This is a genomic window from Moritella dasanensis ArB 0140 (assembly GCF_000276805.1).
Lineage (GTDB): Bacteria > Pseudomonadota > Gammaproteobacteria > Enterobacterales > Moritellaceae > Moritella > Moritella dasanensis.
Map to the genome: position 1 here is coordinate 15,286 of NZ_AKXQ01000019.1, position 26,269 is coordinate 41,554.

Annotated in this window: 23 protein-coding genes; 11 read left to right on the top strand and 12 right to left on the bottom strand. The window is 40.9% G+C overall.

Going from position 1 to position 26,269, the window contains the following annotated elements; all coding sequences use genetic code 11:
• The first annotated feature begins 405 nt into the window (after positions 1 to 405).
• On the top strand, positions 406 to 1,962 hold the full coding sequence (locus A923_RS0115230) for a GGDEF domain-containing protein (protein WP_017222543.1): 1,557 nt from the start codon (positions 406 to 408) through the stop codon (positions 1,960 to 1,962).
• A 79-nt stretch (positions 1,963 to 2,041) separates the two neighbouring features.
• Here A923_RS0115230 and A923_RS0115235 read toward each other — a convergent pair whose 3' ends face one another.
• Positions 2,042 to 2,809: an SDR family NAD(P)-dependent oxidoreductase gene (locus tag A923_RS0115235; protein WP_017222544.1), complete on the bottom strand. Its 768-nt coding sequence runs from the start codon at positions 2,807 to 2,809 to the stop codon at positions 2,042 to 2,044.
• Positions 2,810 to 2,911: 102 nt separating this feature from the next.
• On the opposite strand from A923_RS0115235, the gene A923_RS0115240 reads away from it, so the two are divergent.
• A complete protein-coding gene (locus A923_RS0115240; RefSeq protein WP_017222545.1) occupies positions 2,912 to 3,259 on the top strand; it encodes a winged helix-turn-helix transcriptional regulator in 348 nt (115 codons plus the stop codon).
• Between the two features lie 50 nt (positions 3,260 to 3,309).
• On the opposite strand, the gene A923_RS0115245 is transcribed toward A923_RS0115240, so the two are convergent.
• Both A923_RS0115245 and A923_RS0115250 read right to left on the bottom strand, forming a co-directional pair.
• Entirely contained in the window at positions 3,310 to 4,923 is a 1,614-nt protein-coding gene (locus A923_RS0115245) for a phosphoethanolamine transferase (protein WP_017222546.1), read from the bottom strand.
• Between the two features lie 2 nt (positions 4,924 to 4,925).
• Positions 4,926 to 5,315: a diacylglycerol kinase gene (locus A923_RS0115250; protein WP_017222547.1), complete on the bottom strand. Its 390-nt coding sequence runs from the start codon at positions 5,313 to 5,315 to the stop codon at positions 4,926 to 4,928.
• 235 nt (positions 5,316 to 5,550) lie between these two features.
• Between A923_RS0115250 and A923_RS0115255 the strand changes: the two genes are divergently transcribed.
• On the top strand, positions 5,551 to 6,729 hold the full coding sequence (locus A923_RS0115255) for a hypothetical protein (RefSeq protein WP_017222548.1): 1,179 nt from the start codon (positions 5,551 to 5,553) through the stop codon (positions 6,727 to 6,729).
• Between the two features lie 5 nt (positions 6,730 to 6,734).
• Positions 6,735 to 7,547 carry a TauD/TfdA dioxygenase family protein gene (locus A923_RS0115260; protein ID WP_017222549.1) on the top strand — a complete coding sequence of 271 codons (813 nt, stop codon included), beginning with the start codon at positions 6,735 to 6,737 and terminating at the stop codon, positions 7,545 to 7,547.
• A 260-nt stretch (positions 7,548 to 7,807) separates the two neighbouring features.
• On the opposite strand, the gene A923_RS0115265 is transcribed toward A923_RS0115260, so the two are convergent.
• From A923_RS0115265 to A923_RS0115300, 8 genes are all read right to left on the bottom strand, one after another.
• Positions 7,808 to 8,947, bottom strand: coding sequence for an ABC transporter ATP-binding protein (locus A923_RS0115265; protein ID WP_017222550.1), 1,140 nt, complete (start codon positions 8,945 to 8,947; stop codon positions 7,808 to 7,810).
• A 52-nt stretch (positions 8,948 to 8,999) separates the two neighbouring features.
• Positions 9,000 to 9,752 carry an HAD family hydrolase gene (locus tag A923_RS0115270; RefSeq protein WP_017222551.1) on the bottom strand — a complete coding sequence of 251 codons (753 nt, stop codon included), beginning with the start codon at positions 9,750 to 9,752 and terminating at the stop codon, positions 9,000 to 9,002.
• Positions 9,742 to 11,217, bottom strand: a complete 1,476-nt coding sequence (locus tag A923_RS0115275; protein WP_017222552.1) for a CehA/McbA family metallohydrolase — start codon at positions 11,215 to 11,217, stop codon at positions 9,742 to 9,744. Before A923_RS0115275 ends, A923_RS0115270 begins: the two co-directional genes overlap by 11 nt.
• A 123-nt stretch (positions 11,218 to 11,340) precedes the next feature.
• On the bottom strand, positions 11,341 to 12,621 hold the full coding sequence (locus A923_RS0115280; RefSeq protein ID WP_017222553.1) for an extracellular solute-binding protein: 1,281 nt from the start codon (positions 12,619 to 12,621) through the stop codon (positions 11,341 to 11,343).
• A 6-nt stretch (positions 12,622 to 12,627) separates the two neighbouring features.
• Positions 12,628 to 13,566, bottom strand: a complete 939-nt coding sequence (locus A923_RS0115285; protein WP_017222554.1) for a carbohydrate ABC transporter permease — start codon at positions 13,564 to 13,566, stop codon at positions 12,628 to 12,630.
• 11 nt (positions 13,567 to 13,577) lie between these two features.
• Positions 13,578 to 14,462, bottom strand: a complete 885-nt coding sequence (locus A923_RS0115290; RefSeq protein WP_017222555.1) for a carbohydrate ABC transporter permease — start codon at positions 14,460 to 14,462, stop codon at positions 13,578 to 13,580.
• Positions 14,463 to 14,630: 168 nt separating this feature from the next.
• Complete coding sequence (locus A923_RS0115295; RefSeq protein WP_017222556.1) at positions 14,631 to 15,524, bottom strand: LysR substrate-binding domain-containing protein; 894 nt, start codon at positions 15,522 to 15,524, stop codon at positions 14,631 to 14,633.
• A 120-nt stretch (positions 15,525 to 15,644) separates the two neighbouring features.
• Complete coding sequence (locus A923_RS0115300; RefSeq protein WP_017222557.1) at positions 15,645 to 15,998, bottom strand: DMT family transporter; 354 nt, start codon at positions 15,996 to 15,998, stop codon at positions 15,645 to 15,647.
• 299 nt (positions 15,999 to 16,297) lie between these two features.
• On the opposite strand from A923_RS0115300, the gene A923_RS0115305 reads away from it, so the two are divergent.
• A complete protein-coding gene (locus tag A923_RS0115305) occupies positions 16,298 to 17,422 on the top strand; it encodes a ferredoxin reductase (protein ID WP_017222558.1) in 1,125 nt (374 codons plus the stop codon).
• A gap of 10 nt (positions 17,423 to 17,432) precedes the next feature.
• Positions 17,433 to 18,587 carry a fatty acid desaturase family protein gene (locus A923_RS0115310; protein WP_017222559.1) on the top strand — a complete coding sequence of 385 codons (1,155 nt, stop codon included), beginning with the start codon at positions 17,433 to 17,435 and terminating at the stop codon, positions 18,585 to 18,587.
• A 165-nt stretch (positions 18,588 to 18,752) separates the two neighbouring features.
• On the opposite strand, the gene A923_RS0115315 is transcribed toward A923_RS0115310, so the two are convergent.
• On the bottom strand, positions 18,753 to 19,412 hold the full coding sequence (locus A923_RS0115315) for an HAD family hydrolase (RefSeq protein ID WP_017222560.1): 660 nt from the start codon (positions 19,410 to 19,412) through the stop codon (positions 18,753 to 18,755).
• 289 nt (positions 19,413 to 19,701) lie between these two features.
• Between A923_RS0115315 and A923_RS0115320 the strand changes: the two genes are divergently transcribed.
• The 5 genes from A923_RS0115320 (at position 19,702) to dctP (ending at position 26,245) form a co-directional block, all read left to right on the top strand.
• Positions 19,702 to 20,280 carry a cache domain-containing protein gene (locus A923_RS0115320; protein WP_017222561.1) on the top strand — a complete coding sequence of 193 codons (579 nt, stop codon included), beginning with the start codon at positions 19,702 to 19,704 and terminating at the stop codon, positions 20,278 to 20,280.
• Positions 20,281 to 20,733: 453 nt separating this feature from the next.
• Positions 20,734 to 22,068 carry an omega-aminotransferase AptA gene (aptA, locus tag A923_RS0115325; protein WP_017222562.1) on the top strand — a complete coding sequence of 445 codons (1,335 nt, stop codon included), beginning with the start codon at positions 20,734 to 20,736 and terminating at the stop codon, positions 22,066 to 22,068.
• 44 nt (positions 22,069 to 22,112) lie between these two features.
• Positions 22,113 to 23,615, top strand: coding sequence for a CoA-acylating methylmalonate-semialdehyde dehydrogenase (locus A923_RS0115330; protein ID WP_017222563.1), 1,503 nt, complete (start codon positions 22,113 to 22,115; stop codon positions 23,613 to 23,615).
• 292 nt (positions 23,616 to 23,907) lie between these two features.
• Positions 23,908 to 24,834 carry a LysR family transcriptional regulator gene (locus A923_RS0115335; protein ID WP_017222564.1) on the top strand — a complete coding sequence of 309 codons (927 nt, stop codon included), beginning with the start codon at positions 23,908 to 23,910 and terminating at the stop codon, positions 24,832 to 24,834.
• A gap of 385 nt (positions 24,835 to 25,219) precedes the next feature.
• Positions 25,220 to 26,245, top strand: a complete 1,026-nt coding sequence (dctP, locus tag A923_RS0115340; protein WP_017222565.1) for a TRAP transporter substrate-binding protein DctP — start codon at positions 25,220 to 25,222, stop codon at positions 26,243 to 26,245.
• Positions 26,246 to 26,269 lie beyond the last annotated feature (24 nt).

Consider the following 26,269-nt stretch of genomic DNA (forward strand, 5'->3'; position numbering starts at 1 on the left):
TGCGAGATAAATAAAGAGAGAGCCTCTCGCTGGAATACGCCCTTCAAGTCTGTTACTCAGCGCTATGCCCATTATTGAATGAAGAAATGGTCAAATACACAGTACTCATAACCTACATTGCTGACGAACAACCTGTCAAATGTAATATTATATAAACCTTAGTGTTATCACTATAAAATAGAATATTGACGTAATGTGTAAGCCAAATTAGGTATAATATGCTTTATTGTAATAATGCCTTAACATGATATTAAACGATGTTAATAATTCACGAGTAATTACTCAATGTCATCAACAACGCGGGTGATGAAGGCATGAATAAAATAGTAATTTTGTGATTAACTGGAAGTAATTATAATAAATATTATAGTATTATAAAGCATTTGATGCTATCCGTGATATTCAATGCTTGTACTAGATAACCGCACACTCCTCGTAGTAACAGCCCTTATTTCAATTGGTTCAGCAGTGGCTTTGACTTTTTTGTGGCGAGCGCAATTGCGACGTAACGGAGTGGGGTTCTGGGCCGCAGGTATGTCTTGTGTCGCTGCAGCCAGTATTTTAATTTCAGGGCGTGAAACTATTCCCGATTTTCTCTCCCTTATTGTGGCAAATTCACTCTATGTTATCGGTTTTCAGCTTATCTTACGCGGCATTAGAATTTTCACTGGCCGTCCTCCATTCTTGTTGTTTGATGTTGGTCTTTTCCCTATCACAGCCTCGCTGTTTTATTATTTTAACTACGTCGAACCGAATCTGAATATTAGAATAGCGGTGCTTTCTGCTGCGTTTGTCATGATCTGTGGGGCGACTGTGTTTACCTTATTGCGGGAGAAAAATGTACCTTGGCGAACGGCTGGATTTGCTGTTGCGACGGTTTTCGCTTTATTCGGTATTATCCATGGCGTTAGGGGGAGTATCGCGCTGCTAATGCCATCAGCGCAATCTTTTATGCATTCAAGTATGACCTCATCGATAGTGTTTCTAGGCGGGATATTTATCATCGGAGGGATTGCTATAACCTTAATTCTGCTGACTTACTCAGTATTAGAATCAGAATTGCGGATTTTTTATCAAGCAGTCAAACAATCTGCTTCATCGATAATTATTACCGATAACGCTGGTGTGATTAACTACGTCAATCCAGCTTTAATTGAAAAAACTGGCTACCTTACTGAAGAACTTATTGGGAAAAATCCTCGCCTCTTTAGATCTGGTGAAATGTCTGCTGAGGATACCGCTTTGCTTTGGAAATCGATCTCAGCGGGAGATACCTGGCGGGGTGAGTTTCATAACCGCAAAAAGAATGGTGAACTATTTTGGGAAATTGCGTCGATAACACCAGTCAAACAACGAGATGGTAAAATCAGTCATTTTGTCGCTGTAAAAGAAGATATCACCGCCTTGAAAGAGGCGAAGGAACGCATTTATCATTTAGCCTACCATGACATTTTAACTGGACTGCCTACGCGGGAACTTTTTATGGTACAGCTTTTAAAGGTTTTGGCTGTTGCACGACGCAATGCGACAACGGTGGCTGTTTTATTTGTTGATCTGGATGGTTTCAAAAAGGTAAATGATACTCACGGCCATGATGCCGGTGATCGACTGCTAAAGAAAACCGCAGAACGCTTGTGTTCCAGTGTTCGAGATGTTGATACCGTCGCGCGTATCGGTGGCGACGAATTCTTAATATTACTGCCGGACCTTGTTGATAATCGTGTTATTGCAGCAGTAGCTGAACGGGTTGTTCAAGCAGTGGCGATGCCATATTATGTGGAGGCAATGGAGCTGAGCGTTACGGCTAGTATTGGTATTGCATTATATCCAGAGCATGCTGAAAATAGTCAGGAGTTAGTCAAGCATGCCGATCTGGCAATGTACAAAATAAAACGACAAGGGAAAAATAATTTTTCCTTCGCCGACACGATTCGAACGCCCTCTGTGACGAACACGATTTGACACTGCATATCGATACAATAGAGCCTTAACTTATGTTGGGGCTCTATTGTTCTGGCATTATAGAATTATCCATTAAAGCTTAATTACGACCAGCCATCACACCACCATCTACATCCCAGATCGCGCCGGTTACCCAGCTTGCTTGATCAGACAGTAAGAAACAAATGCTGTTAGCAATATCTTCCGCTGTGCCGACTCGACCAATAGGATGAAAGGCGTTAAAACTCGCCAATGTTGCATCCATCTCTTCAGGGCTAATAAAGGTTTCATAAATAGGTGTTTTCACTACAGCTGGTGATACCGCATTAACACGAATGTTATGTTCAGCCAGTTCCATTGCCATGTGTTGAGTTAACGCATGTAATCCTGCTTTTGCCATCGAGTAGGCTGAAGACGGCGTCGCTTTAATCGCTTGTTTACCCCACATAGAACCAATGTTAACGACGTTACCGCCACCATTAGCGATCATTACTTGCGCTACGGCTTGGCTGATCTTGAATGTCGCTTTGTTGAGTTCGTGGTATTGGTCATAGTCTTGTTCGCTATGGTCTAGAAAAGGTTTTGGATTAAAGTAACCCGCCGCATTAACAAGGTAACCAATATTTTTTTCTTGTTCAGTAAGCTGTTGAATAAATTCTGCAACACTGTCGTTATCGTAAAGGTTTAATTGAATACCTGATACGTAGCCTATCTGGCTAAGCGTTGCGACGGCGTGATCTAGTTTCTCGGTATTGTTACCTACAATAACCACAGGAATATGTTGCGCCGCGAGTTGCTTGGCAGTTTCAAAACCCATGCCACTTGTGCCACCAATAATGAGTGCGATACCTGATTGCGTAAATGTCATTTTCTTGCTCCTAAGATTTTGTATGTGGTAATCTTAGGCGTTAATTAACCTATTAAATAGTAAGTACAAATTGGTTACCTAGGTACTTATTGGTACATCTTTATGAATAACAAAGAAAAAGTTTTTACAAGAAAAGCCGCGCCCGAAAATAGCGCGAGAATGGTCGAAAGTATTTATGGCTGTAAATGGTCATTGACCGTGTATCAATTGCTGGCACACGAAATCAACAGGCCTGGTGAGATGGTACGTAATGTTGACGGCTTAACGACAAAAGTCTTAAACCAATGCTTAAAACGCAATGTTGAATTTGGTATTTTAGATAAAGTCAGTTTTAACGAATTACCGCCTAGGGTGGAATACCATGTGACGGCGTTTGGCACTAAATTTCTCGGTATATTAGCGCAACTCGATACTTTGCAGGATGAGATTGATCAGCAATATCATCGGTGATGAACACAACAAAGCTGCAAGTCATGTTGAAGCTTTGCTGTGTCAGGCTATTATAAACGGCAACTCGCGGTAATATCTAAGCGCGGGTTAATGACACTACTTTTGACCCCATACAATCCCAGTAAAGTATGGAATAAATTATCGTGCGAGAAAGTACCTTGTTTGGCTTTCTCTATTAAACAGCGTTTATCAATACCTTTAGCATCGGCGTATTGCTGCGGTAACCACATAAACAAGGGCACTTGAGTTTGTTCTTCAGGGGCGAATGCATAAGGTGTACCGTGTAGATATAAGCCTTTTTCACCCAGAGATTCACCGTGGTCAGACATATACAGTAATGCCACATTGTAATCTTTTGAATAACCCTGCAATTTCTTAATGGTTTCAGCAATCACATAATCGGTATACGCGATAGTATTGTCATAGACGTTGATGATTTCTTTGTCAGTGCAATTTTCAATATCACTTTTGTTGCATGATGGTGTGAATAATTCTTGTTGATGCGGATAGCGCTGAAAATAAGTCGGACCATGACTGCCGATTAAATGCATCGCGATTAATTTATTACCTGCCATATTGGCAACTTCATCATCAAATGATTTCAACATCACTTCGTCATAACAGGTCTCACCATTACAAACGTCGGTATTTTTGTTGGCATCTATGGTGATCAGCTTAACGCCTTTCGCGACTGATTTATCGCCACCATCATCGTCTTTCCAAAGTACGTCAACGTTGGCATGTTTTAATACATCCAATACATCGTCTTGGCTGCTCGCTCTATTTTTGTTGTAGTTACTGCGGTTTAAATTCGAGAACATACAAGGTAATGAATGCGCAGTTGCGGTGCCACAAGACGAGACATCTTGGAATGAGATCATCCCCATATCTTGTGTGTAAGGGTTGGTGTTACGCGCATAGCCGTTATAACCTATATTCATTGAACGTGCTGTTTCGCCGATAATGAGTACCATTAAGGTTGGCTTGTCATTTATTGCAGAAGGCAACACTGCATCTTCACCTTGGCGTTTGTAAGCCAGTTTTTCAGTAAAGAATTCATTTTTGAGATATTTGACACTATTAAAGATATGCGCGGGTACTATCATTTTATTAAGGTAAGCATTATTACGCCCAACAGAAGCATAGTCCTTATAAAAACAAACTGTAATTAGCAGGCTTATCACGATAGCGACAACGACTAATACGATCCTTTTTAAAATACGTGTGAGTAATGGTTCTTGGGTATTAAATCGAACTAAGGCAATTAATATCGCCGGTACAATACCCGCAAAAAACAGGTAACTCATTGAGCTTAAATTGACATACGAAATAACTTCACCGGAATTGGTTTCAATCAAATTTTCAATCATGCCGTAGTCAAATAATACCCCATATTTCCATGTCGCATAACAAGCCGCTGCGGAAGATATAACGACTAGTATGAACAAGGGTTTCGCTATATAAGGCAGCGCCAATAACGAAAAAATAACCACGAAGGCACAAGTGAGTAATAGTGGTGCAGTGTAGATAAATAAGCCGAGGTTACTCTCGGCCGTGATATCCATTAAACGAGAGATGATCGGGGTATTGAGTACAAAGCCGAAATATACTGAATACAGTAAGATAAATTTAGTCATACTGATATTAATACGGGAATTTTTCATCGTTATAACACCACAATCATGAACCAAACAAATGCACTTAAGCACAAACTCACAAATACCGCGGCTGAGCCAATATCTTTCGCACGACCACTTAATTCATGGTGTTCAGTACCGATACGATCGACAACGGCTTCTATCGCTGAGTTAACAAGTTCGACAATGAGCACCAGTACTAATGAGGCGACTAGCAGTATTTTATCGACATTACTGACGTCTAATAACAGCGCAATGGGCGTTAAAATGAGCAGTAACAATAATTCTTGTCTGATCGCTGACTCGTATTTAAATGCAGCGCGTAGTCCTTTAAATGAATATTGAGTGGCTTTAATTATACGATTCAAGCCTGTTAAACCAGGTTTACCGGTGCTGTTTATTGTATTACTTTGATTCATTAGTTCATCGCCCCTATGTTAATTTCAATCACTATCTGAATTAAGACAACATAATCGTGCGATATATCGTAACAAGCTGTAAGCGTATGTAAGCGAGCCCATCGATATCCTCACCTGGATAATCTTTAGTGCTTATAAATAAATTATCGGCACATATTTCAGGTTTTTTTGTTGTGACCTCGCTATGTGTTCGGTACTATCGCTTTTTGACAACATAAAGTATTGGATGAACAACATGAAGAAAACTCTGTGTGCAGCGATGATTATATCGGCTGCAGGATTGTCAGGTTGTACGTCGACTGAATCAACGCAAGATAGTGTTGATAATAACAATGCTGTTGCAGTGTTAGATGAAGCCGAATTGGCAATACAAAAAGTAAAAACCTTAGCTGAGCATGTTGAACAACAATATGACGCAGGTAAAGATGCGGACTACGTGTTTTTTGCACCGGACAGCTGGAAAAAGATTAATTCTGCTGTGCGTTCAATGCGCACATTGGTGGCTAAGTTTGATCCTAACGATCAAGGCTTTTTTGGCGGCCCTTCAGAAAGCAAAGTAACTGATAAAATTGAAGAAGCGCAAGAAGCGTTAGATAACGCTGTGCGTATCAAAACATTAGTGTCTGTATTTTTAACTCAACAACTCGCGGACATGGAATACTTATCTCCCCACGTTCATGGCCAATGGCAGAATGAATTAGATGATATTCATGAAAGTACTGCGGACTTAATTGCAGATATTGAAGATGATGAGTCGACAGACGGTTATGAAAAGCGCAGTGCCAAAGTACAAGATCGGTTATTACAACTTGAAATAAGAATTGTTAAAAGCAACTTCTATACGCCGTTGGTTAAGAAAATGAAAAAGCTGGATCAAGAGTTGATCCCAGAAACATATGCTCAAATCCAACAACGTATTCTGCAATTAAAAGATGCAATTGAACTAGCACCGCGCGAGCAGCATATTATTGATACTATCGTTACCAAAGTTGAAGATGATTTACGTCGTGCAAATAACGTGACGACGGAAGTGAACTGGATCAAGAGTGTAGATCGTTCGGACAGTGAAAAAATTGCGCTGCGTTATCGTGATGCCATCGCGACTGTGGCATTTAATTTATTTGCAAAAGATATTTCGAGCTTAACGTATATCGAACAAATCGCGTATTTTGATAATGCCCTACGTCATAAGTTAGACCAACAAAAAGTCCTTAATGACGAACAGGCTGAGCTTATTATTAGCTTAACAGAAAAAGTTAAAGGTGCTTTGCTTGAGACTGAGAGTGATGTTTTAACTGGTGATTTAACTGATAGCTTAACGGATGATGTCGTTGAGCAACAAATTGTGACGGACTTAAATCGTATTGCAAAGGATGCGGATGTTGAAACACTGGCGTCATCGATTGAAGAGTAATCTACATGCACATTGAGTTACTTACTCCGCATATTGGTGCCTTGATCCACGATGTGGATCTGGTTAATTGTGATGATGCTACGTTTGCAGGCGTTTATAAAGCGTGGTTTACCCACCAGGTGATTTTTTTCCGTGACCAAACGTTTTCACCGCAGCAACATTTAAAAATTGCGGCGCGTTTTGGGGAGTTGGAACCGACACATCCTTTTTTCCCGCATGTCGAACAAGCGCCACAAGTCAGTATTATTGAAACGGTTAAGGGCAAACCACCGTTAGAAAGTTTTTGGCATACGGATTTAACCTGGCGTCAGCAACCTTCTATTGCCTCGGTGCTGCATGCCCAACATGTGCCTCACTGTGGCGGTGATACCCTGTGGTGCTCGATGACCGCAGTATTTAACGCATTACCAGAACAAGATAAAAACCTGTTACGTCAATTATCCGCGATGCATGCCTTATTTGCGTTTGACGGTATTGAAAGTAGCGAGATCACTGAAGATTGGCAGAAAAATGTCATCGCGATATCAGCAAAAAATCCACCGGTATCGCATCCGGTTATCACGCGCCATCCTGACACCGGGGAAGAGATATTATTTATTAACGAGCAATTTACCCGTTATATTATTGGTATGGATCGCACGGACAGTAATGCGTTACTCGTCAAGCTGTTTGCCATGGCTAGACAACCCGAGTATCAAGTGCGTTTTAAGTGGCAGGCCAATTCATTAGCTATTTGGGATAACCGCAGCACGCAACATTATGCAGTAATTGATTATGCCGATAGCCCACGTAAATTGCACCGAGTGACAGTGGTTTAACTTACTAAATAATAAATATATTGTAATACCAATTCCTATAAATAACTGTACAGAAAAATGCTATTGCTATCGCAAACATACATGGCCTTGTCTAAGCGAACAGGGATGTCTTGAGCGGTTTGCAGGAGTAATATCATTTTGATCACTTAATTTTCGGAATTGGTATAATAAATATAACGTAAGAAATTCGGTGTAATAAAAAAGAGCAATACGGCAGCCGTATTGCTCTTTTTTTTAGCTGGTATGTTATGAATAATGCGTTAATTAACGAGTGCCATCTCAGTATCAATGTCAAACAAGTGGCAATGCGACATATCAAAATGCATATAGTGACTTTCACTATGCTGAATATTGATCTTTGGATCAAAATGACAACGCGCAATGATCTGCTCTTGTCCCAATGCGCAATAGAGATACATTTCATTACCCATCGACTCCACTACTTTGATGTAAGTGAGTTCAATATTTTGTTCTTGGGCTGTCGCTGCTTCTGTCGATGGCGCAACGAGAGATATGTGCTCTGGGCGTAATCCAAACCAAACTTGTTGACCGATTTTCCCCGTCACTTTTTCCGCTTTTTCGCTTGGTAATAAAAATTTAGCCCCATTATCTAATTGGATGTAAGTGGCATCATTTTCTTGGTTTACTGTTGCGCGCAGTAAGTTCATTGCCGGAGAACCAATAAAGCCTGCAACAAATTTATTTGCTGGTGAATGATACAAGTTCATCGGTGTATCGACTTGCATGATTTTGCCTTGATCAAGCACGCAAATACGATCACCGAGTGTCATCGCTTCAACCTGATCATGGGTGACATAAATCATCGTCGCATTTTGGCCTTCGGCTTTTAAATCATGGTGAAGTTGGGCAATACTGATACGGGTAGATACACGTAATTTAGCATCTAAATTAGATAAGGGTTCATCAAATAAAAACACATCTGGTTTACGTACCATCGCTCGGCCTAAGGCCACTCGCTGGCGTTGACCACCTGACATTTCACCCGGTTTACTGGCTAATAAGTGGGTGATTTCTAATGTTTCAGCTGCATCACTAATACGACGTTCTATTTCGCGTTTATTGATTTTTTGCTGCTTTAAACCAAACGCCATATTTTCATATACTGACATGTGCGGGTAGAGGGCATAGTTTTGAAAAACCATGGAGATACCGCGATCTTTAGGCGGTAAATTATTAACGCACTTATTGCCGATCATGATCTGGCCATCACTGATGTCTTCTAATCCCGCGATCATGCGTAATGTGGTCGATTTTGCACAGCCCGACGGACCAACAAAGACCATAAACTCACCTTCATGGATCGTAAGATCGATACCGTGAACAGCTTTAAATCCATTTGGATAAACTTTTTCTACCTGACGTAATATTACTTCAGCCATTATGATTTCCGTATTATTTGTGGTAATTATTCGTGATAATGATTAGCCGCTATTAGCGCTGATTAATTGTCATCAACAAATCAGTATTAAAGTCAGCAACTGAATACAGGACAATATCTGCATAAGGCTTTAATTCGTTTTCGGTTGCTGTGCCAGTTAAAACACCGATGGTGCTCGCGCCTGCATTACGGCCAAATTTCATATCAGAAACGGTATCGCCAAACATGATCACTTGCTCTGGTGCTAGATCGCAGACCTGGCAAAAAGCATTCAATAATGCTGGTGCTGGTTTCGGCGCAATATCGCCATCGGAATAACCAACAAAGTCGAACAAATCGTGTAATTGCGTCTGTATTAAGCTATAGAGAGTGGCGTCTTTACTATCCGCTGTGGCAATACCCAATTTGAAGCCTTGGGCTTTTAGATCTATTAATTTGTCTTTAACCTCAGGTAAGGCTTGGATTAAGGCTGGATTATCTTCAACCTGTTTATTGAACAGTTTTTTCACGGTCTGGCTGAATTGGCTTTTATCACTGCTTAAGTGCAGTAATTGATACCAAGCCTCAGCCGTGTCCTCGACAGGGTTGGAAGCCAGCAATCCATGATTATCAACATAGTCACCGTGCACACCAATGGCAGCCAACAAAGCTGTAATATCTACGTTGGTTTTATCATCATCGCAGCTACTTTCAGCTGGGTAAGCGTTAAGGGTATCAGCAGCTGCGCCTTTGGCTACTTGTAGCCACATCTGATGAAACTCGAGCAAGGTGCCATCTTTGTCGAATAGTAATCCTTTAATTTCCATGGGTATTTGTCTCTTCCATTAATTCGCCCCAGATATTTACCAGAGGGTGGCTAAAGATAGTTTTGGTCGCGTTATAAATCGGGTTTATTAGCCCTTCAAATTCAGCAGTGTCGTTGTCATAACTGTTATTAAGAAAAGTGCCGCGACGAATATCAATACGTAGCCAAGCATAGTTGCTCATATCAACTTGGAAATGAGTGTCTTCATCGGTTATTTTTATACGGCTTATCACTTCGCCATCGGCGATACATTCGGCATAATATGCAGTGCGTTTATCTGTGACTGCCAGGCGATAATCGATAACCTTGTTACCGACATCTTGACCCGGTAATACCGTGCCATTATTAATTTGAAAATCCAAACCACATTGACGTTCTAGATAAACATGTCCTTGACGTAGGCCTTGTAAAATACCGTTACCCGACAGTGTATCGGCATGCACAAAAGTACTTGGATCGCCATAAATGGACGGTTCCGTTGCATTCGCGTTACGTTCATGGGGTGCTAGGTGCGAATCACTGCCGCCAACGCCTGCGATACGATGACCACAATTCCATAGCTGCGTGAGTAGAATTAATGCGCCTTCAGTGGCTTTCGGTGAGGTAGGCCATGTTGGATCACAACAAATTTCCAAGGTATTTACTTTATCTAATTGAATATTTTGATAATGCCAATGCCATGGTTTCATCATTGGGTGGTTAATACTGATATTGCCTTCATCGTTGGCAACTAAACCAAGACCTTGTTCGATCAGTGCTGCACTTGAATAAGCGGCGTTGAACATGTTGAGCATACGGCGAGGGCCGTGAACATTAAAATGTCCTTGGTCTGTGGTGATCTCAATCGCAGGTAAGATTAATGTTTTGTCGGTAACGGGCAATGCAGGATGACAAATATTGTGTTCGGTAATAAAAAAGAAATCGAGAGCTTGTTGCTCGGCTATTTGCGCCGCTGCAGCAAGGGTATTGTGACCATCGGATAATAAGGTATGAGCGTGTAAATCACCGCGATACCAAGCTGCATTATTATTTTTACTGTGGTGGTAATCAAAATGAATGCTGTGATCTAATGGTGAACCTGGATTGGCAAGCAAGCAGGCTTGAGTCGGTGTCTCGAGTAATTGTGTGTTGGTGCTGTATTCAGTATCAATATTAATAGCATAATGCATTGCCTTTGGTGTGCGATTTTCACCTTCAAGGTTATATAGGTGTAATTGCCAATCACCAGCAGGGAGGTTTCCTGCGATACCGCCAAGTGAAGCAGATTCAGGCGTTAAGATTAGTGTTTTATCGGTTTTTTGAAATAATAAATTGGCGCGTAATTGCTGCTCACTGTCATACAGGTAAGCATATAAAAAGCCTTTTTTAACTGTGGTGCCAGTTAGGGTGAGGGTTTTAATATTAGCGCTAACATTAAAATTCAAAACTCGATGGCCAAAGACCAATTCACCGGTAAAATTCAACATGGTTAATCCTTGTTGTTATTAGTTATGTTGGTGATGAATGCTGAACACCCATCACCAATTATTCGTCATATTTTTCTTTATCTATGTTTCATACTTATGTTTCATATCAAGACATAGATAAGTTTAGCGATTAGCACGGTCTAGTGCGCGCTGTGCACGTTTAGCCGCTTGCTTAAGGGCTTTTTCAGCTGGAATATTTTCAATTAAGATCTGATCCGCAGCAATAGACAGTGCATCAGTGATCTTGCCTTTAGTTGGATCAAAGAAGTCCTGACTTGCCGTACTTGCTTGCAGTAATGGGATCAACGCTTGTGGGTTTTTAGCTGCGTAAGCTTGGTATGCCGGTACTTGTTTTACACTCTCACGTACCGGGATATAACCTGTGGTCATAGACCAACGCGCAGTATTTTCTGCCGATGTGTAAAACTTCATGAACTCGAAGGCACCTTGTGCAGCTTCATCATCAGTGCCTTTTGGCATAACAAAACTAACCGCACCCGCTTGTGGTGCTGCAGGGTTATTACCCCAACCTGGTTGCGTTGTTGCGCCAAGTTTAGTGAAATCAAGATCACCTTGATCGCCTGATGAACCGGTATAACCCAGTGCACGATCTTTAACTACATCATCAATCGTCTTGTACCAGTATTCCCAGCCTTGACCACCGTGATGAATGCGCATCGTTTCATCTTCGTGGATCCATTTACGGAAGCTATTCCAAACAGTTATCCACTCTGGAGAATTAATTAAAATTGTTTTACCGTCATCACTAATGATTTTTCCGCCATTAGAATAAGCCGCATCAATTAAGTTTTCTTCGCCCCACATTGGTTCCCAACCATAAAATGTCGTGTTGCCTTTGGCATCTTTTTTGGTTACCGCAGCAGATACTTTTGCTACGCCTTGCCATGTGTTTAAGTCTTTGGCAGTGAAACCATGGTCTGCTAATACTTGCTTGTTGTAATAGAATATTTGCGTAGTGCCATACGCTGGAAGTCCGTAAACCTCGCCATTATCTGCAGTTACCTGATCGCGGAATGCATCAAGGAAATCAGCATAGTTAAAGCTGTCGTCCATGTAAGGGCGAAGATCACGAGTCAGATTACGCGCTACCATCATTTTTGCTTGGCTAGAATAAAGCAGTACAAACTCAGGCGCTGTCTTTGATGCTAAACCCGCTTGAAGTTTCTGATAGGTTTCATCGTAATTGCCTTGTAAGGCACTTTTAATCACATAGTCTTGTTGGCTACTGTTAAATTCAGATACCAGAGAGGTCATTAACTGCTGCTGCTTTGAGCCACCAGAATACCAAAAGTCCACTTCGGTTGTCGCCATTGCGCTACCTGCAAACGCTAATGCGCCCGCTGCGTAGCTAGAACATACAATTGCTAATGTTTTCAGTTTCATGTTTATTTACTCTTTTACGCCGTTATCGGCAATGCCGGACAAAATTGTTTTTTGACAAATAATGAATAGAATCAACAGTGGCATTACTGCAATTGTGCTTGCTGCCATAATCTGTGACCAGTTCAAACCGTAGTTACCTTCGGCAATAAAGAACTGCCTGATCCCCGTCGCAATCAAATTAAGATCTTGTGAGGTGATAAGTAGGCTTGGCCACATATAACTGTTGTAGTTAGTAATAAAGGTAATCAAGAACAAGGTAGCTAGCGCTGCTTTGCATTGTGGTAGCACGATTGCCCAAAGAATTTTAACTTCTCCGGCTCCATCAATTCGCGCAGCTTCAATTAGTGACGGATGCACTTTTAAAAATACTTGGCGTAGGTAAAACACCCCGAATACACTTGCAGCATTCGAGATAATCAAACCTGTGTGGCTATCTAATAAACCTAAGTTAGCTAAGGTAATATAAGACGGAATATAGGTCACCGCGCCGGGTAACATGTAGCACGCCATTACGATGAAATAGAGCACTGTTCGCGATTTAAATTTAAGTTGGGTGATGGCATAGGCAAACATCGCTGAGTTAATCATGACGATCAGTGTCGTGAAAAATGCCACCGTGAAACTGTTCATGATGTACAGACCAAACGGCGCACTTTCAAATGTTTCTACAAATGTTTGCCAGCGAAATTGTTCTGGAAAAATATTTAATGGGTTGCTAAATATTTCATCATTGGATTTCATCGAACCCGACAACATCCACACAAATGGGAACACCATAATCAAACCAGCAAAACTTAAAAAGCTATGTTTGACTAATAAACTACTCGCCGACTTTAATAGTGTGCTCACGGGTGTTGCCGGTTTCGCTAGTTTTTGTTTTTTATCAGCTTGTTGCTGCTGAACTTGGTAATTTCCCAAGGGTAAATCAATAGATTGAGTGCTCATCAGTGTATTCCTTAATAATATATCCAGCGTTTACCCATCTCGGTATTAATCAATGTTAATACGCCGGTGATAGCTAAAATGATGAGTGATGTTGCTGCCGCAGGGCCCATGTCGTATTGCTCAAATGCTTGCTGATAGAACAAATATAATAATGTTCTGGTACTACCGCTTGGGCCGCCTTGCGTTAATATTTGGAATTGATCAAAGGCTTGTACCGAATTGATCATGTTGACAATAATAAGGAAAAATGTGGTTGGTGAAATCAGCGGTAAAGTGATTTTTATGAAGCGTGTTAATGGACTGCAGCCATCAATGAGTGACGCTTCATATAACGATGTCGGGATTTTGTTTAGCGCGCTAATGAAGAACAACATAGTCCACCCAACGGCTTGCCAAACAGTGACAACAATCACCACGGTCATCGCCGTATCACCGCTTTCTAACCAAGCGATTGGCGCTATGCCTACTTTAGCTAACAGCAAATTAACTAAACCAGATTTAGTTTCAAACACCCATGACCAAACGATTGATACTGCAACAGTAGGGGTGATCCAAGGCGAAAATATAACGGCGCGATAAAGTTGGCTGCCACGGAAGTTTTTATGCAATAACAAGGCAAAGCCCAATCCTAGCATTACCGTTGGAATCACAACGCCCAGAGAAAATACGAAGGTATTGTAAAGCGCCTCAGTAAAGTAACTGTCTTCAATCATGTATTGATAGTTTTCAAAACCGACGTAGCTATATTCTGGGGAAATATAATCCCAGTCGGTAAAGCTGATGTAGATGCTCCAACCAAATGGCACGATCCAAAAAGCCAATAGGGGGATCAATAAAGGCGCTATAAATAATAGTACTTTTAGTTTTTCCGACATAATGTGTGAATTAATTTTCATGATAAATGTTGTCCTTGGCTGTATGGCTACATCATAGAGTTGCACTGTGACAAATTTGCTTGTGTCATCATCATATTTTCCATCGTCAGGCATAAGAAAAACTGATGGCTATATCGATTACGCATTAGAAAATATTACTGGGTTAGCGTCATGACTCTCTTTTTTAGGCTATTTTTTCAGGTCATATTGTTGTCTGCGTTCTTGTTGGTCGAGCCAATCGCAAAAGAAATTTACTTTGGCGCTGCGCTTATTAGCAGTAATGATGTAATGGCTTGAATCAGAAGGCATGCTGCCTGCCATCGCTAGTACAAGTTCGCCAGAGAGTAGCGCTTTTTCGGCTACTAGCGAGCGCACAAGCATTAAGCCAATACCTTGTTTTACGGCTTCTAAACCATGTAGTGAGTTACTGATTTCGAGTTGAATATTAGGTGAGACAGGCGCGATATCATGATGACATAACCATTGCATCCAGCTTTCTTCATAACCTTTTACTTGAATGGCTGGCAGCTGCGAAATATCATTTTTTTCCAGTGCATCACAATGTTTTTGTTTGAATGCTGGGCTGCACACCATGATCCATTGCTCTTGGCATAGGCGCATTGCTTGAGTGTCTTCGCTGTCGATAAAGCCATTGGTGATTTCAACATCGGCATCACTACAGGGTTGTCGAGATGGCCAATCCACTAACGTAAGATCTAATTTAATAAAGGTAAATTTATTGGTGAAATCAGCTAATTTGGGAATCAACCAATTGTGACAAAACGACGTATTTATTTTAATGCGCAAGACATCAGCTTGTTGCTGACCAAATAATATTTGAGTTTGTAATTTAAGGTGCTGCAGTGATCCCGCTACCACGGGTAAGTACTGTTGCGCAGCTTGGGTTAATGTCACGCCACGTTGATTACGAATAAACAAAGTACAATTAAGGAATTGTTCAAGATTTTTTAGCTGTTGGCTTACCGCGGCTTGGGTAACGTGAAGTTCACGTGATGCAGCGCCTATTGAACCGAGTCGAGATACGGCTTCGAAAGCTAATAATGAACGTTGTGGTGGAAGCATACATAACCTTAACCATAAAATGGCTAAAGTAATGTATGTTTATGACAGTATGATGAAACTACCAGATATGCCTGTTTATTAATGGGAAATTTTTATTTTAAAATAAATTGATAAACCATATTAGTGCGTTATGGTGGTTGAAAATACATTTATAATGACGCTGCCAATTAATATTAAACTTATCCCCAGAATGGCAACCCAGTCGAGTTGTTGGCCATACCACAGCCAGCTAATCATAGTGACAAGTACGATACCTGCCCCGCACCAAATTGCATACGCAACGCCAATCGGCACAGATTTTATGGTAATAGACAGTAAGAAAAATGCCAGCGCATAGCAAATTAATACAATCGCACTGATTAACGGTTGACTGAATTGCTGAGTTTTGGGTAATAAAGATGTCGCGATCACCTCAAAGATAATCGCCAGTAGCAGTAATAAATTAGGTGGCATTGTTGTCAGTATTTTCAGCATGGTATTTTTATCGTTTCTATCAATATTAATGAGCGCGCCACAATACCTGAATAAGATGACAGTATCCAGCGTGTAAGCATTAGATTTAATGATATTACCGTTAACTTAAATTTAAGTTATATCTTTTGGGTAACAAGTGTTCACTTATGCGTATTCAGGTTAATTTTTGTTTTTAATTTAAGTTGCTGTATTTTATATTTAAATTTTACATTTAAATTATTTATTTTAAAAAATAAAAACTGATGGATCATTCTAGAGTACAAGTGTAAGCTGTTTTCAACTTTTAGGGAGAACGCTACATGCTTAATGAACTAACCAATAAACTGTCATTGACGTTATTTAATAACGATACGTTCAAGGCTTACTTTTCACCATTCTCAAATAAACCTGTTGCCGTACTTATGGGTGAAATGTTTGCCGCAACAGTGGTGGCGATAGCACCTGAAAATAATGATATGTACTCATTAACATTAACGATCACTGGCAAAGTGAACACACAGTCGTTTACTTTCCAGCCCGGTCAATATGTGGAACTGCAGGTAAAGCAAAATGGCCGTTATATTAAACGTCCCTTTACAATTTCATCGTCGTTAGCGCAGTTACAACAAGATAAGACAATTACCTTAACCATTAAAAAACAATCGGCTGGGCGTATTACGCCTTGGTTGGTTGATGCTGTGTCTCAAGGTGATCTGTTAGCGATTTCGCCAGCGAAAGGTGATTTTGTATTGCACGCTTGTTTACCGGCAGATGCCAGTCAACAAGTTAAAAAAGAAGTGCTGTTTATTGCTGGTGGCAGTGGCATTACCCCGTTTCATAGTTTGCTGTTATCGCATGTCGCGGATTATCCGAATATTAATTTCAGCCTGCTGTATTACGCGCGTACTCAGCAGCATGTATTACACGATGACCTTGTTGCGTTAGAAATAGACCAAGCTAATTTCAGCTTAAAATTATTACACAGTGAACGTGATGGGCATTGTTCTTTAGCGCATCTTCACGGCATTACGACAGATCTGAATAACAGTGCGATTTATATCTGTGGTCCAAACAGCATGATGGATAATACCCAAGCATTATTACTCGAAATAGGCTTGTCTGGAGACGCTATTCACCTTGAACAATTCGGTCTCGCGAGTTTTAACAATGTTGACATTAATGTTGCGCGTAACGTGTCATTTACTACCACAAATAAAAATATTGTCGTGAGTGAAGTCAATCAACAAACATTATTAACCTTGGCTGAAGACAACGCTGTACCAGCTAAATACGGCTGTCGAATCGGCATTTGCCAAGAGTGCAAATGTAAGAAAGTAAGTGGTGTGGTTTATAACAGCCAAACCAAAACATATTCAGATACCGGTGAAGAAGATATCCAAGCCTGTATTAGTGTGCCAGTGACTGATGTCGTGATTAATTTATAGGGATAAGATGATGGCAGAGTTAAATAAAGAGTTAAATAAAGAATTAAATAAGAACTTTGGTAAAAAGTTAAATGAAGAGCAATTAGAACAACTGGCAATAGATCTTGATGGCGTAAAAGCCAAGGCCATGAAACAAGTTGGTAGTACCGATGAACGTTACATTAAAAAGATTGTACGCCTGCAGCGTAGCTTAGAAATTGCGGGACGTATTTGTCTGGTATTAGGTTTTATGTCGCTGTATTTCTGGGGAGTGGGCGTGCTGCTATTAAGCGCATCGAAGATCTTAGATAACATGGAAATTGGCCATAACGTTTTGCACGGTCAATATGATTGGATGAACGATCCAACGCTGAATTCGCAAACGTTTGAATGGGATAATGCCTGTAGCTCAGAATCGTGGAAGCGGGTGCATAATTATGAACACCATACTTACACCAATATTGTCGGTAAGGATCGCGATTTTGGTTACGGATTATTACGCTTAAGTGATGATTTCTCTTGGCGCTTGCGTAATTCATGGCAGTTCGTTACCTATCTTGTGCTCAGTACTTTATTTCAATGGGGTATCGCATTCCATGAAATGGCTGGTGAACGGGTATTCTTTGGTAAGAAAAAAGAAGGGCGAGGATCACACGTTGATGTTGAGCAATTAAAGAAAGTATTCTATAGCAAATCAACACGTCAAATTCTCAAAGATTACGTTATCTTCCCATTATTAGCGGGCCCGTTTTTTGTGATGGTATTGCTGGGTAATTTAGCGGCTAATTTACTGCGTAACTTTTGGACTTCAACGATTATTTTCTGTGGGCACTTCCCAACAGAAGTGTATACCTTTACTGAAAAAGAATGTGAAAATGAATCGCGTGGGCATTGGTATTATCGTCAAATTTTAGGCTCGGCTAATTTAACTGGCCCTAAATGGTTCCATATTTTAACCGGTCATTTAAGCTGTCAGGTAGAGCATCATCTATTTCCAGAAGTGCCTGCGCATCGTTATGTTGAAATGTCGAAAGAAGTGCAAGTTATTGCGGCTAAATATGGCATTGCTTATAACACCGGTAGTTTCTTTAGCCAGTATGCCTCGGTTGTACAACGGGTGCTTTATTTCTCATTCCCGGTGGGTAAAGTGACGGGTAAGAAAGCGGCGCTGTATCCACGGTTTTAACCCATAAATACTCAGTTAATATACTTCAGGATATAAGACAATTGTTATGCAAAAACGCTGCAAGTACATCCTTGTAAGCTTGGCTTTTTCATCCATGAAAAAGACATTTTGCCAACAAATGTCTATATCCTTGAGTTGGGTTAATTATGTCTACTTCCAGACTGTTTATTTCCAAATCAGCTGCGGCCAGTTTTGTGCTTGTGCATGCTCGGCTAATTGCGGACAAGGGTTAACAACATGTGGATAGTGGCTAAATAAGCATAAGGGTAAGTCGTTAATCGAGTCGGTATAAAAATAAACATCACTATAGATCGCAGTCTGCTCGGCTAACCAAGACTGTAATCGTATTACTTTGCCTTCGCGATAACTAGCAACACCGAGAATATTCGCCGTATAGCAGCCATCTTCTACCTGCATATCAATGCCCATCGCATGTTCAATACCGAGTTTTATCGCTACTTTTTTAACAATAAAACTCACTGTCGCCGAGATCAATACCGTGGTGATATTGTCTTGATTAAGTTGCGCTAATAATTGCTGTGCTTGCGGAAATAGCGTTGGCATTATGTGTTGTTCGACACATTCATCAACGAGGTTATCGACTTGCGCTTTAGTTAGTTTCGCCAGTGGTGCCATGGCAAAATGAAGGTATTCTGGCATATCTAAGTCACCGGCAGCATAAAGGCCCATTAAGCGTTTATCCTCAGCTAAAAAATTGCTATCAGTGACGATGTCTTTCTCGACTAAAAATTGATGCCATAGCATTGAGCTGTCGGCGTTAATTAACGTTTCATCAAGGTCAAAAATGTAGAGAGGTTGGCTCATTTTAATTTATTCTCTTCGCCGTAAGTGATCATTGGATAGATATAATAGCGAATGTCTGTGACAGCTTTATTACTTTATATAATATTTTAATTAAAAGTTAATAAGTGCCACACTAATGCGAGGTTTACGGATTAAATTAGCGTTATATGCTGTTATCCAGAGTTTTACGCTATGTCGTTGTATACCCATTTTTGCTGTTTCGGTTTATATTTTTGTCCTGTATGATCCGTCGTCCATTAGCAACAGAAGGTTGAACTAATAAGGATGTGTATGTTCATTAAGTTAATTAATGTTAAAAACAATATCACTAGAAAAAAAATTATTATTACTGGCAGGTACTCTGTCTGTTTTATTTATCGCGTTAAGTACCAGCTATTTTTTGTATGTCCGTAATAATGTAATCGATCAACGCCGATGTGCATTGGAACCCCGTATTAACTTTATCGGTACTATCATCCAGGGTTACTATCAAGATTACCTTGACGGTGAATTGAACCTTGAGCAAGCACAGCAACAAGCGATCGACGAAATTCATCAGATAAACCAAGTGAATGAAAATTATATTTTTGTGTTTAACGACGATTATTTACTGTTAGAATCAGTTAACAATGCGGCAATGCTGAATAAAAATGTAAAAGAAGACCGTGATATTAAGGGCGTTAAGTTATATCAGTTATTGTATAACGAAGCGATATATCGTAAAAATGACGGCTACTCGCATTATTTTTATCACTTTAATACCGACGGGACAGAGCAAAAGAAAATATCTTACAGTCAATACTTTAAACCTTGGGGTTGGGTCTATGGCGAAGGTGTTTATATTCTCGATGTCGATGCGTCTATTCTTAATATGCTGACTTCTCACTAGTTACAGTACGTTCATTTATCATGTTGTTTATATGATTTATAAAACCTCAGCCTGCTGGGGTTTTGTTGTTTCTAAACCCTATTTTTCCTCTTAGTTATTCATGTCCTGGCTGTATCCTTTCATTGCAATTACAGCGTTCCTCAGTATTGAAGCTCGGTCTACTTACCAGCCTTTTTGACCATATGACGTTATGCCTCCGGCGTAACTGTTGGCTTTAAATATATTATCGCCATCGATTCTGCTGGTTAATCGCGCTGACGATGGTCGCCGTTTTTAATTCATTTCAAGTGTAAGCCTGCGCGATAAGGTAATAACTTACTTAACGTTTTACTTAACCTTTTACTTAACTAAGGTTCAATAATTACAGATTTATTAATCTGACAGAGTGTTGATAATAACAACATCTTAAGTCGGACTCTTAAGTCTAACTCTTATTATATGCTGAGGTGAAAGATGAACAACCAAGCGACGCATGGCATCAGCCAGGCACAACTAGATGCCCACTGGATGGCATTTACTGGAAACCGTGAGTTTAAAAAAGACCCCCGTATAATTGTTTCTGCAGAGGGAAACTATTATACCGATGCTGACGGTCGTAAAATTTTTGACGGTTTGTCAGGCCTTTGGTGCTGCGGCGCTGGACATAGCCGCCCGGAAATTACCGAAGCGGTTAGTAAACAAATAAAACAATTAGATTATGCCCCTGCGTTTCAATTTGGGCATCCGAAAGCATTTCAACTAGCTGAAAAAATTGTCGAGTTTATGCCTAAAGGCTTAAACCGCGTTTTTTATACCGGTTCGGGTTCTGAGGCTGTTGAAACCTCACTTAAAATGGCACGTGCTTACTGGCGTAAAAAGGGCATGGGCACTAAGACTAAGTTAATCGGTCGCGGCTTGGGTTATCACGGTGTTAACTTTGGTGGGATCTCTGTCGGTGGTATTGGTGCTAACCGTGCGTTATATGGACCAGCGGTTGAAGCGGATCATTTACGTCATACCATGTTAAGCGAAAACACTTTTGTTAAAGGCCAGCCGAAAACAGGCTGTGAGCTTGCCAATGACTTACTCGATTTAGTGGCTTTACATGATGCTTCGAATATTGCGGCGGTTATCGTTGAGCCAATGGCAGGGTCTGCTGGCGTTATTCCACCGCCAGTAGGTTACTTGAACCGTTTACGTGAAATTTGCGATCAACACAATATTCTATTAATTTTTGATGAAGTGATTTGTGCATTTGGTCGCATGGGGGCAAATACTGGGGCTGAAGCTTTCGGTGTCACTCCTGATATTATCAATATAGCTAAGCAGTTAACCAACGGTACTATTCCGATGGGGGCGGTCATCGCCAAACAAGAAATTTACGATACCTTCATGGAGCACGGCGGTCCAGAGTACATGTTGGAATTTCCGCATGGTTATACCTATTCGGCACACCCTGTTGCTTGCGCTGCTGCGCTAGCAGGGTTAGAGCTGCTGCAAAAAGACAAGTTAATTGAGCGTGTTAAAGATATTAGCCCTTATTTTGAGGAAATGGTCCATAGCCTCAAAGGTTGTAAGCACGTTACTGATATCCGTAATTATGGTTTAGCCGCTGGTTTTACTATTGCGCCGATAGCGGGCGATGCCGGTTTACGCCCGTATCAAATCGCGATGAAAATGTGGAAGAAAGGTTTCTATGTTCGTTATGGCGGCGCAACGATCCAACTTGGTCTGCCATTTACCAGTGAACGCGAAGAAATAGATTTGTTGATTAACGCCCTCGGCGAGACTTTTAACGAAATAGCTTAAACAATTTGATAATGAGGTTTGATAACCTCGCATGGAGAATTTATATGAATAACGTAATTGGTCATTTAATCAATGGTGAAATGGTAGACACGAATGTTGGTGATAGTAACCGTACTCAAGATGTCTTTAATCCAGCGACTGGCAACGCAGAAAAGACAGTCGCTTTAGCGTCAAAGCAAACTGTTGAACAAGCTATTTCTGCGGCTGAAGCTGCTTTTCCACAATGGCGCAATACCCCTGTGATAAAACGTGCGCGGGTGATGTTTCGTTTCAAAGAATTATTAGAAAAAAATGCGGACGCTATCTGTCGATTAATCGGCGAAGAACACGGTAAGATATCACACGACGCGGCAGGTGAATTGCAGCGTGGGATCGAAAACGTCGAGTACGCCTGCGGTGCACCTGAGTTGCTTAAAGGCGAGCACAGCAAGAATGTCGGCCCTAATATTGATTCATGGAGCGAGTTTCAACCACTGGGCGTTGTTGCCGGTATTACGCCATTTAATTTCCCTGCAATGGTGCCAATGTGGATGTTCCCACTGGCGATTGTCTGTGGTAATTGCTTTATCCTGAAACCATCGGAACGTGATCCAAGCTCAACGTTATTGATCGCTCAGCTGTTAAAAGAAGCGGGATTACCTGATGGTGTGATGAATGTGGTTAACGGCGATAAAGAAGCCGTTGATACTTTATTAAGTGACGATCGAGTTAAAGCTGTCAGTTTTGTTGGTTCAACGCCGATTGCGGAATATATTTACAGTACCGCCAGTGCGAATGGCAAACGTTGTCAGGCATTGGGCGGGGCTAAAAACCACGCCATCATTATGCCAGATGCAGATATGGATAATGCCGTAAATCAATTATTGGGCGCGGCGTTTGGTTCATCAGGTGAACGCTGTATGGCACTGTCGGTCGCTGTTGCCGTCGGTGATGAGGCTGCTGATTCGTTGGTGAAGAAAATGAGGGTGGCAATGAAAGACCTTAGTATTGGTGCTTATGATAATGCCAGCAATGATTTTGGTCCGGTCATTACTCAGGCACATAAAGAAAAAGTAGAAGGCTATATCACCAGCGCTGAAAATCAGGGCGCTGAAATTGTTGTTGATGGCCGTCAGCCTGTGGTTAAAGGTTATGAGAATGGCTTCTTTGTTGGTGCCACTTTAATTGATGGTGTTACGCCTGAAATGGAAAGTTACGATGCTGAAATATTTGGGCCCGTGTTACAAGTCATGCGGGTTAAAACCATGGAAGAGGCGATGCAGTTAATTAACGATCATGAGTATGGTAACGGTACTTGTATCTTTACCCGTGATGGTGAGGCTGCGCGTTATTTCTCGGATAATATCCAAGTGGGTATGGTGGGTATTAATGTGCCGCTACCTGTGCCAGTTGCCTACCATAGTTTTGGTGGTTGGAAACGCTCATTGTTTGGTGACTTACATGCCTACGGCCCTGATGGCGTACGTTTTTATACTAAACGTAAAACGATCACGCAACGTTGGCCATCGAGTGGTGTCCGCGAAGGCGCAAGTTTTGCGTTCGTTTAGTTAATTATTTGCAATGAAATAAGTGCGGTTTAATCAATGTTAAACCGCATTTTTACCAGCGTTAATTCATGTTTTAATACAACTCCTCGTTTAACCTCTTCATCTTTAAAACTGCTTTAATTACTGCAGCTTATATAGACTGTGAATTAAATCGCAACGAAATAAGTCCGATATCACATCCGCCTAATGGCTACCCTGAGTAGATATTGACTGATACTTTTTCGACTGCTAACTTAAATCAATTCAAACGTTATTCATTTTAATTAAATATTTATTTACCTATTGGTGAAGTATGACTTTTAAGAAACGAGGTTTCACAGGCCAGGTCAGCAATATTGATCTGCGTATATTACGTATATTTAAAACCGTAGTGGATTGTGCAGGCTTTTCAGCCGCAGAGGTCGAATTAAATATTAGTCGTCCGGCAATCAGTATCGCTATTTCAGATCTTGAACAGCGACTTAATTTAAAACTTTGTCAGCGTGGCCGTACCGGTTTTTCGTTGACGGAAGAAGGCGCAGAGGTATATCAGTCTATTATCGAACTGCTTAGTGCGTTAGAAACATTTCGAACTCAGGTCAATGGCATTAATCAGCAGCTGAAAGGTGAACTTAATATCGGTATTACCGATAACCTGGTTACCATCGAGCACATGAAACTGACTAATGCGCTCATGGCGTTAAAAGATTTAGGGCCTGAAATTCAGATCAATATTAGGATGATGCCGCCAGATCAAATTGAAATTAATGTGCTTGATGGTCGGTTACATGTCGGTGCGGTTCCTGAACTACGGTTATTGCCCGGTCTCAATTACACGCAGTTATATCCAGAGGCATCACTACTGTATTGCAGTAAAGATCATCCGTATTTTAATCTTGATGATAAACAATTGACCAACGCGATGATCTCAGAGTCTGATGCGGTAGTGTTATCTTATCAACAGACACCTGAAATTAAGCGGTCGTTGCAAAAACTTAATAACATGGCAAGTGCCACAGATCGTGAAGGCATCGCTTTTTTGATTCTTACCGGCCGCTACATTGGTTACTTACCTGACCATTTTGCTCGGCAATGGGTGGCAGATGGCAAAATTAGGGCTATAAAACCGGAGCGATTTCGCATCGAAAGCTGTTATTCGGCGGTGACCAGAAAAAGTGCACGCTCAAATATTATTGTTGATACCTTCATGGAACTACTCGCTAATACCGTGGTGAAATAACCTCCCTTTCTAAATCATATTGTTCTATTCAAGCACATTAAAAATACAGTTCTAGTCTCAAAATTGATGAGAATAAGCGCCATGTTAGGCGCTTTTTCTTTGTTGTGACCTTGGTCGTCTTAGCGTAATAATTTGCTTTTAAGGTTAATTTCAAAGTAATAATCTGTAATAAAGTGACAATTAGGTCCATGAGGTTATTTATGGGTATGCAAACAACTGACAAACACTAAGCGCACATTAGGTTAACAAATGGTTAACTTTAGTTAAGGTTTCTTGAATTTATATAAACTATAAAACGGAGCAGAATCAATTTGACCTCGCCTAAATTGGAATAAAAATCATTCTAAAGTAAGGCTTATAAAATCTAAAATAGAGGATTAATATTGTGTTGAATAAAACAAAACGTATTAAAACAAGATTGATTACTGCTTGTAGCTTTGCCGCCGTGTTGAGCGTGTCGACAACCAATACTGCGATGGCTGGTGAGGAGTTTATTTTTGCCCAGGCTTATAACACCGAACATATTTTCCACCACTCTTCTCAGAAATTTATCGAACAATTAAAAGAACAGGGTTCTGCTTATAAAGCGGATTATCATCCAGGTGGCGATCTCGGTGATTGGACCTCGCAGTTTGAACAAACGATGATGGGTGTTATCCCCATGACCATTACGTATGGCGCGTCTGAATTTGATGGTCGACTTGATCTGACTTGGTTGGGTTATGTGGTCGATGACTGGGAAAGTGCACGTAAAGTTTACGGCCCCGGTGGCCCGATGCTCGATGTGTACAATGATATTTTTGCAGATATGGATCTCGTGGCGCTCGGTACGATTCCAACTGGTTTTGGTTCTATTACTATCCGTAAAGGCGTCGACAAAATTCCAACCAATTTTCCTGAAGATGCAAAAGGCATAAAAATGCGGGTGATCCCGTCACCCCTCGCAATTGAACGCTTTAAAAACTGGGGATTTGCGGCGGTTCCTATGCCGTATTCCGAGTTGTACACGGCATTGCAACTGGGCACGGTCGATGGTCGAGCCTTTGGTCCGGCAGTTGAAATTTACCAAATGCGTGATGTATTAGAAGCTTACATCTTAACCCGTGATTATTTTGAGCATGCTTTTTGGTTAGTGAATAAAGACTGGTGGGAAGATCTACCAACGGCCGAAAGAGAAAAAATGCAAGCGGCAGCCGATGCCACACTCAAATGGGCTTGGCAGGAAGCTGAATCGCTCGATAACGGATTCTTAGACAAGGTGCGCGATAGTGGCATTAAAGTTATCGAATTATCAGACCAAGAGCGTACTAAAGCTAAAGATATCCTGTACGCAAAAGAATGGCCATATATGGAGAAAAAAGTGGGTAGCGATATCATGAATATGATGCGTGAAATAGCTGGTATTAAATAATCCCTTCTTATGCCTAATCTGGGT